Source organism: Aeromonas sp. 604176 (assembly GCF_049170755.1).
Lineage (GTDB): Bacteria > Pseudomonadota > Gammaproteobacteria > Enterobacterales > Aeromonadaceae > Aeromonas > Aeromonas veronii_A.
This window is the reverse complement of record NZ_JAAKNE010000157.1, coordinates 1-7604: the sequence shown is the minus strand read 5'-3', so window position 1 is coordinate 7604 and position 7604 is coordinate 1. Positions and strand designations below refer to the sequence as shown.

Below are 7604 nucleotides of genomic sequence, written 5' to 3'. Positions count from 1 at the left end.
CCGATGACATGCAAGACCTCAATGTAAGCTAGGCTTGGCGGCATTATATGGCGGTTGCATGACAGTTTTGTTACATCGAGAGCGCTTTAACCGAGGTTGCTAGTGGAAAAATGGGCGGGGGTCCTTTCGAGGGAAAGTGAACACAATATATTGTTTATAAAGAGATATTTGTGAGAATAATCAGCAAGGGCAGCCTGTGCTGCCCCCAAATCATTCAGGAAAGGGCATCGTTTGATTGTTGCAGCGCCAGTTTGACCGCCTTTTTCTCGGCGCGGCGACGCTTGAAGAAGGCCGACAACTGGGCCGAGCAGGCATCGGCCAGCACACCGCCGGTCAGCTCGACACTGTGGTTGTGGCGCGGGTCCTGCAAGATCTCGAACACCGACCCCGCAGCACCGGTCTTGAGATCACGTGCGCCGTAAACCACCCGCTTGACCCGGCTATGGATCAGCGCACCGGCACACATGCAGCAGGGTTCCAGCGTCACATAAAGTGTGGTGTCGAGCAGGCGGTAGTTCGCAAGCTGCTGGCCCGCTGCCCGAATTGCCATCACCTCGGCATGGGCACAGGCATCGTGTTCGCTAATGGAGCGGTTCCACCCCTCGCCCACCACCTGACCATCCAGCACCAGAACGGCACCGACCGGGATCTCGCCAATCCCTTCGGCCCGGGCGGCCAATGCCATAGCATGGCGCATCCACTGTTCATCCTGCGCGGTCTGACTCGGAGCCTGACCCAGTGTTTCTGGGACCTCTGATGGTTTCACGCCCATCCCCTCTTTATATTGTTCAATTGTGCTTTTTACATTCCAGCTATCCATACCTGTCAGATGATTCCATAGATAGCAGGCATGATAGCTAGCGGTGACAGGGCAGCGATTATGCCAAATCTGCACGTCAGACCCAAGCCGCATCCCGACTGAGCAATAAAGAAGCAATCGGCATCTCTATGATAAAAAAGGAGTTGCACCCGTTTGGCCATGCTATTAGACTTCCTCCCCGTCAGCCGAGTCTGACTCCGTCGGTGTGTAGCGCAGCCAGGTAGCGCATCTGCATGGGGTGTAGAGGGTCGGAGGTTCGAATCCTCTCACACCGACCATTTTCCCCGAGAATAGCCCAGTCAAACGACTGGGCTATTTTTTTGCTTCCGATTTATCCTTCTGACGATGCCAGCCCACCAAGAACAAAAAACACCCAGAACCACTTGAATCTTTTTGCCGAACTCATTAAGATGCGCAACTTTCCGCCGGTAGACAACACAGGGAGGTGGAAACACGAGTGAAGGGATCACTGTCCGGCTTGCGTGCAACACAGGACCAGGCATGAACCAGAACACCAATTTCGCACCCGCTATTGCGCTTTATTCCGTTCCTCACGATACCCCTTGCCATACCGAAAACGAAGATGAACAGGTCATCCAGCTGGATGTAATCGATCTTGCCGAACCGGATGATGACTATTGAGCCCGGCCAGATGGCCGCTCAATCACCGGCGCATCGCCTGTTCAACGCACTCCGTTTCATACCCTTGGCGAGAAATCTGCAAAAAACGACAAACTGCTAATTTTATCAAGGATGGCAGTATTATTGACTGATGTATCTCCCCCTTCCCTCCCCGGCATTCCCCCCGACAACTGATACAAACCTACGTTATTGCGCTTCACTTTCCATCGTTGCAACCGCTGGTGCCAACAGAGCCCGCATCACCATACCAAGTTTAAAACGCACGTTCACCAATCAGGTATAGCAATAGCAAAATGTTCATTGCCATATTCAAACGCACTTTATACGGCTGTTTTGGCAAAGCCTGGAGTTAGGTCGGGATTTGTTTTTGCATTTGTAATTTTATTACGTAATAAGCTACAAAACGAGGGGCAGGGTAACGGCCCAAATTAGCCGTTGTCCGATGGGAAAAAGCAGGAGCATAACCATCTGCGTAGAGCTTTTATACCAATCCAATAAAGCAATAAAAAACATCAACTTAACCATATCGAAAAAACGGGCGTTTAAAAAAAACTGTTGACGTACTCAACAATATTTCGCACCTTATCAATCGTGTTACCCCGTTGTTGCGGGAACGTTTCAGGAACAGGGATTCGACTTTAGTCGTAGTTAATAAGTTCAAAATGTAATTCTCAAAGGAGTGAACCTTATGTCGGCACCGGCTCAGACCCACTGCAGCGCCCGCCTTCGCATCCAGGGCGAGATGCTACCCGAATACGCGCAAATTCTGACGCCGGACGCGGTGGCTCTGGTCTCCGAACTGGTGGAACGTTTTGCTCCCCAAAGAGGGGAATTGCTGAAACAACGTGTGGCACGCCAGGCCCGTATCGATGGCGGCGAGCTGCCGGACTTCCTGCCGGAAACCGCCCACATCCGTGAAGGTGACTGGACCATTCGCGGTATTCCCACCGACCTGCAAGACCGCCGTGTGGAGATCACCGGCCCGGTCGAGCGCAAGATGGTGATCAACGCCCTCAACGCCAACGTCAAGGTGTTCATGGCGGATTTCGAGGATTCACTGGCTCCCGCCTGGAATAAGGTGATCGAGGGCCAAATCAACCTGCGAGATGCGGTCAACGGCACCATCTCTTACACCAGTCCGGAAGGAAAGGCCTACACCCTGACCCACAATCCGGCGGTGCTCATCTGCCGGGTGCGCGGTCTGCACCTGCCGGAAAAACATGTCACCTTCGATGGCGAGCCGATCCCCGGTGGCCTGTTCGATTTTGCTCTCTACTTCCTGCACAACTATCAGGCGCTGCTGGCCAAAGGCTCGGGCCCCTACTTCTACGTGCCCAAGTTGCAGAGCCATCTGGAAGGGCGCTGGTGGAGCGAAGTGTTCGCCTGGACCGAGGACAAGTTCGGTCTGCCCCGTGGCACCATCAAGGCCACCGTGCTGATTGAAACCCTGCCAGCCGTATTCGAGATGGATGAGCTGCTCTATCAGATGAAGGATCACATCGTTGCGCTGAACTGCGGCCGCTGGGACTACATCTTCAGCTATATCAAAACCTTGAAGAACCATCCGGATCGGGTACTGCCTGATCGTCAGGTGGTGACCATGGACAAGCCGTTCCTCTCCGCCTACTCGCGGCTGCTGATCAAGACCTGTCACAAGCGGTGTGCGCTGGCGATGGGTGGCATGGCCGCCTTTATTCCGGCCAAGGACGCTGCCGCCAACGAGCAGGTCTTCGCCAAGGTCAAGGCCGACAAGGAGCGCGAAGCCAACAACGGCCACGACGGTACCTGGGTCGCCCACCCTGGCCTCGCTGATACCGCCATGGCGGTGTTCAACGCCACCATTGCGGCTGGTGCCAAGAACCAGATCGGCGTGCTGCGCGAGCAGGATGCCCCCATCACCGCCGCCGACCTGCTGGCCCCCTGTGAGGGCGATCGCACCGAGGCGGGGATGCGCACCAATATCCGGGTTGCCCTGCAATATCTGGAGGCCTGGATCAACGGCAACGGCTGCGTGCCCATCTACGGTCTGATGGAAGATGCCGCCACCGCCGAGATCTCCCGCACCTCCATCTGGCAGTGGATCCGCCACGGCAAGAGTCTGTCGAATGGCAAGGTGGTGACCAAAGAGCTGTTCCGCCAGATGCTGGCCGAGGAGCTGGAGGTGGTCAAAGCCGAGGTGGGCACAGCACGCTGGCAGGCAGGACGCTTTGCCGAGGCAAGCGAACTGATGGAAGAGATCACCTGCGCCGACACCCTGATCGATTTTCTGACGCTGCCCGGTTACGAGCGGCTCTGAATCACGGGCCCCCAGCGGGGCTCGCCAATAACAAGTCAATGGAAACGTGAAATCAATGAAAGAGGGAACTGATATGGCACTGACCCGTGAGCAACAGATCCAGGCTATCGAGAAAGACTGGGCGGAAAACCCCCGCTGGAAAGGGATCAAGCGCGGCTACAGCGCCGAAGATGTGGTAAACCTGCGCGGCAGCTTGCAGCCGGTTCACACCCTGGCTCAGCGCGGTGCCGACAAGCTGTGGGGCCTGATCCACGGCGACGCCAAGAAAGGCTACGTCAACTGCCTCGGCGCCCTGACCGGTGGTCAGGCGGTGCAGCAGGCCAAGGCGGGGATCGAGGCGATCTACCTCTCCGGCTGGCAGGTGGCGGCGGATAACAACTTGTCCTCCACCATGTATCCGGATCAGTCCCTCTACCCGGCCAACTCGGTGCCGTCCGTGGTGGAGCGCATCAACAACTCCTTCGCCCGTGCCGACCAGATCCAGTGGGCCAACAAGGTCGGACCGCAGGATGAGGGCTTTATCGACTACTTCCTGCCCATAGTGGCGGATGCGGAAGCTGGTTTCGGCGGCGTGCTGAACGCCTTCGAACTGATGAAGGGGATGATTGAAGCAGGTGCCGCCGGCGTGCACTTCGAAGATCAGCTGGCATCAGTCAAGAAGTGCGGCCACATGGGCGGCAAGGTACTGGTGCCGACTCAGGAAGCGGTGCAGAAGCTGGTTGCCGCCCGTCTGGCAGCCGATGTGTGCGGCACCACCACGCTAGTGATCGCACGTACCGACGCCAACGCCGCTGACCTGTTGACCACCGACGCTGACCCGTACGATGCAGACTTCCTGACTGGCGAGCGCACTGCCGAAGGGTTCTACAAGGTACGTGCCGGTATCGATCAGGCCATTGCTCGTGGTCTGGCTTACGCCCCCTACGCCGACATGGTGTGGTGCGAAACCGCCAAGCCGGATCTGGACGAAGCACGTAAATTTGCCGAAGCGATCAAGGCCAAGTTCCCGGATCGTATCTTGGCCTACAACTGCTCCCCGAGCTTCAACTGGAAGAAAAATCTGGACGATGCCACCATCGCCCGCTTCCAGCAGGAGCTCTCCGACATGGGCTACAAGTATCAGTTCATCACCCTCGCGGGTATCCACAACATGTGGTTCCACATGTACGAACTGGCCTATCAATACGCCCGTGGCGAAGGGATGAAGCACTACGTCGAGATGGTGCAGGAGCCGGAATTTGCAGCCGCCAGCCGTGGCTACACCTTCGTGGCACACCAGCAGGAGGTCGGTACCGGTTACTTTGATAAGGTGACAACCGTCATTCAGGGTGGCCAATCCTCGGTGACCGCACTGACCGGCTCCACCGAAGAAGATCAGTTCCACTGATAGGCAAAGCCCTTTGAAATAGCAAAACCCCGGTCTGAAGCCGGGGTTTCTTTTTATCTGCCATTCAAACGAAAGTCAGACGCACAACCGCACACCGTCGAGAGGGATCAGAGTTCGAGGATCTCTTTGACAAAGGGGATGGTGAGCTTGCGCTTGGCGCGAAATGAGGCGTTGTCGAGCTGATTGAGAGTGGTGAGCAGGGTTCGCATATCGCGGGAGAGTCGGTTGAGCAGGAAGCGGCCCACATCGATGGGCAATTTGAAGCCCCGCAGCTCGGCACGCAGCTGCAGGGCACTGAGCTTGCCTTCGTCATCCAGTTCTTCGAGATGGAAACTCACCCCCCAGTCGAGGCGCGAGGCGAGATCTGGCAGCTGCAGCCCCAGTTTGCGCGGTGCGCTGCAGCCGGTGACCACCAGCGTCCCCTCGCCCTTCTCCTGCCAGCGGTTATAGAAATCGAACAGCGCCCGCTCCCACACGGCATTGCCGGCGATCGCCTCAAGGCTGTCGAGACAGACCAGCGGCAAGCTTTCGAGGGCATCGAGCATGCTGGGGTCGAGCTGTTCAAACTGATCGAGGGAGAGATAGGCCGCCGCCGCATCGCGGGCGTTGACCTCGGCACAGGTGGCGTGGAGCAGATGAGAGCGTCCGGATCCCTTGGCTCCCCAGAAATAGAGGAAAGGCGATCCCTGACCGATGGCCGCATTCTTGAGGGCGGTGATCAGATGAGCATTGTTGCCGGGATAAAAACTGACGAAGGTTTCATCATCCGGTAGTTGTACGGCTAAAGACAGTTGGGCCGGTTGCTTCACTCGTTGGGCTTTGACTGTGACATTTGTGGCTAAGTGTATCATCGCAAAGGCAGATAGAGAACCGCCCGGACAAGCCGGGCGGTCTACAAAAGCCTTATAAAATCAGGGCTGCGACCATTGGTAACGCAAGCCGCTGCCATTATCGTCAACCTTGCGCAAACGACTCTCGAGCTGCAGTGCCCGCACCAGTTCGGCCTGATCCCCTTGCAGGGTAAAGTTGAAGGTGACCTGGTCCCCCTCCAGCTTGCCGATCGCCACCTTGCTGACGTTGGCCATCCCCTGCAGCATCTTCTGCACGGCGATCATGCTGTCCACTTCGGAGAGGCCATCCACCACCAGGGTCTGGCTGGTTGCCGGACCCGAGATACGGGCACCGTAGTTTTTCACCAGCCAGGCCGCTAGGGTATCGGCAAACCCTTGCGCCACTTCGGCCTGAGTGCCGGTGCTATTGCCACGGGTCAGCTCGGCCACTTCACCGGCCGCCTTGGGGCCGTAGAGTCCCCAATCGATGCTCCACTTGTCACCTTCTGGTGTCAGCTTGCCCAACACCACCATCTCGGCGCCATAGCGCTGGCTTGCCTGCAAAATCGGGTCGGCAAAGCGGCCCCAGACGTCGGTGGCACTGACCGCCATGTTGTCATCGAGATCCATCAGCGGAATGCTGATGGGTAGCCCCAGCGTCTGGGCCTGCTCGCGCAAGGCTTGCGCCCAACCATCGCTGGATTGATCCGCCAGCAGGCGACGCTCCCCCTGATCCACCACCAGCCAGATCGCCATCTGGGGACGAGCCGGGCCAAGCAGGGCATACTGGCTCTCGGAGACCAGGCTGTTGACCTTGTCACTCTTGAACTCGGCTTTCAGATACTTGACGGAGTCCTGATCCTGATAGCCATAGTTTTTGACATAGTCGCCCGGGGCCGCCAGCGCCTTGACCACCACAGGTTGGGTGAGGATGTCGCGTTTGCCGGTGACCTTGATCAGCACCTGACCCAGTGCCTGCCCTTGAGCGGCCACCATGTCGCCACTGGTCGGGGCCTTGCCCTGATAGAGGTCGGTCACCTGAGCGGCCGAGGCCATGAATGACAAGCCGCAGCAGAGGGCGATCACAACACGTTTGAACATGAACAGAGTCTCGAAATGGGAGAGTGTGCTTATGGTAGCGGCAAGGCGCATCCTGCGGCAAGGCTGGCACAAGCGGCCACAAACAGCAGAGCCGGCGATGCGCCGGCTCCGATCACCCCTTCCACATGGGAAGCAGGTCAAGGCATAAACTTATTTGGTACCGAAGATCTTGTCGCCTGCATCGCCTAGACCCGGCACGATGTAGCCTTTCTCGTTCAGCCCCTGGTCGACAGAAGCACAGTAGAGCTCTACGTCAGGGTGAGCGGCTTCCAGCGCCTTGATCCCTTCCGGCGCGGCAACCAGTACCAGCACCTTGATGGATTGGCAGCCTTTCTTCTTCAGCAGATCGATGGTGGCGATCATGGAACCACCGGTGGCCAGCATCGGATCGATGACCAGCGCCAGACGCTCTTCGATGTTGCTGACGATCTTCTCGAAATAGGGAACCGGTTGCAGGGTCTCTTCATCGCGGTAGATACCGACCACGCTGACGCGGGCGCTCGGCATGTGCTCCAGCACGCCATCCAT

Annotated in this window: 7 protein-coding genes and 1 tRNA gene; 4 read left to right on the top strand and 4 right to left on the bottom strand. The window is 57.5% G+C overall.

The features are described 5' to 3' along the window. Positions 1 to 214: 214 nt before the first annotated feature. Entirely contained in the window at positions 215 to 766 is a 552-nt protein-coding gene (gene tadA, locus G5358_RS19375; RefSeq protein WP_421208161.1) for a tRNA adenosine(34) deaminase TadA, read from the bottom strand. 255 nt (positions 767 to 1021) lie between these two features. On the opposite strand from tadA, the gene G5358_RS19370 reads away from it, so the two are divergent. The 4 genes from G5358_RS19370 to aceA all read left to right on the top strand — a co-directional run bounded on the left by G5358_RS19370 (position 1022) and on the right by aceA (position 5145). Further along, positions 1022 to 1098: transfer RNA gene (locus G5358_RS19370), tRNA-Pro, on the top strand. 223 nt (positions 1099 to 1321) lie between these two features. Next, entirely contained in the window at positions 1322 to 1462 is a 141-nt protein-coding gene (locus G5358_RS19365) for a hypothetical protein (RefSeq protein WP_216954087.1), read from the top strand. 688 nt (positions 1463 to 2150) lie between these two features. Continuing rightward, the gene (gene aceB, locus G5358_RS19360; protein WP_421324732.1) at positions 2151 to 3758 is read left to right on the top strand and encodes a malate synthase A; all 1608 of its coding nucleotides are present in this window, start codon (positions 2151 to 2153) and stop codon (positions 3756 to 3758) included. Positions 3759 to 3831: 73 nt separating this feature from the next. Next, positions 3832 to 5145, top strand: coding sequence for an isocitrate lyase (gene aceA, locus G5358_RS19355; RefSeq protein WP_005344572.1), 1314 nt, complete (start codon positions 3832 to 3834; stop codon positions 5143 to 5145). A 107-nt stretch (positions 5146 to 5252) separates the two neighbouring features. On the opposite strand, the gene hda is transcribed toward aceA, so the two are convergent. From hda to upp, 3 genes are all read right to left on the bottom strand, one after another. Next, the gene (hda, locus tag G5358_RS19350) at positions 5253 to 5954 is read right to left on the bottom strand and encodes a DnaA inactivator Hda (RefSeq protein WP_013723920.1); all 702 of its coding nucleotides are present in this window, start codon (positions 5952 to 5954) and stop codon (positions 5253 to 5255) included. A 102-nt stretch (positions 5955 to 6056) separates the two neighbouring features. Next, a complete protein-coding gene (locus G5358_RS19345) occupies positions 6057 to 7076 on the bottom strand; it encodes a DUF2066 domain-containing protein (protein ID WP_421324731.1) in 1020 nt (339 codons plus the stop codon). A gap of 150 nt (positions 7077 to 7226) precedes the next feature. Continuing rightward, positions 7227 to 7604, bottom strand: a 378-nt coding sequence (gene upp / locus G5358_RS19340; protein WP_421297921.1) for a uracil phosphoribosyltransferase, incomplete at its 5' end; no start/stop codon positions are given.

Excerpts from the sequence above, each read along its gene's own strand:
- G5358_RS19345 (WP_421324731.1), bottom strand. The coding sequence starts at position 7,076 with ATGTTCAAACGTGTTGTGATCGCCCTCTGCTGCGGCTTGTCATTCATG.
- aceB (WP_421324732.1), top strand. The coding sequence starts at position 2,151 with ATGTCGGCACCGGCTCAGACCCACTGCAGCGCCCGCCTTCGCATCCAG.
- G5358_RS19365 (WP_216954087.1), top strand. The coding sequence starts at position 1,322 with ATGAACCAGAACACCAATTTCGCACCCGCTATTGCGCTTTATTCCGTT.
- aceA (WP_005344572.1), top strand. The coding sequence starts at position 3,832 with ATGGCACTGACCCGTGAGCAACAGATCCAGGCTATCGAGAAAGACTGG.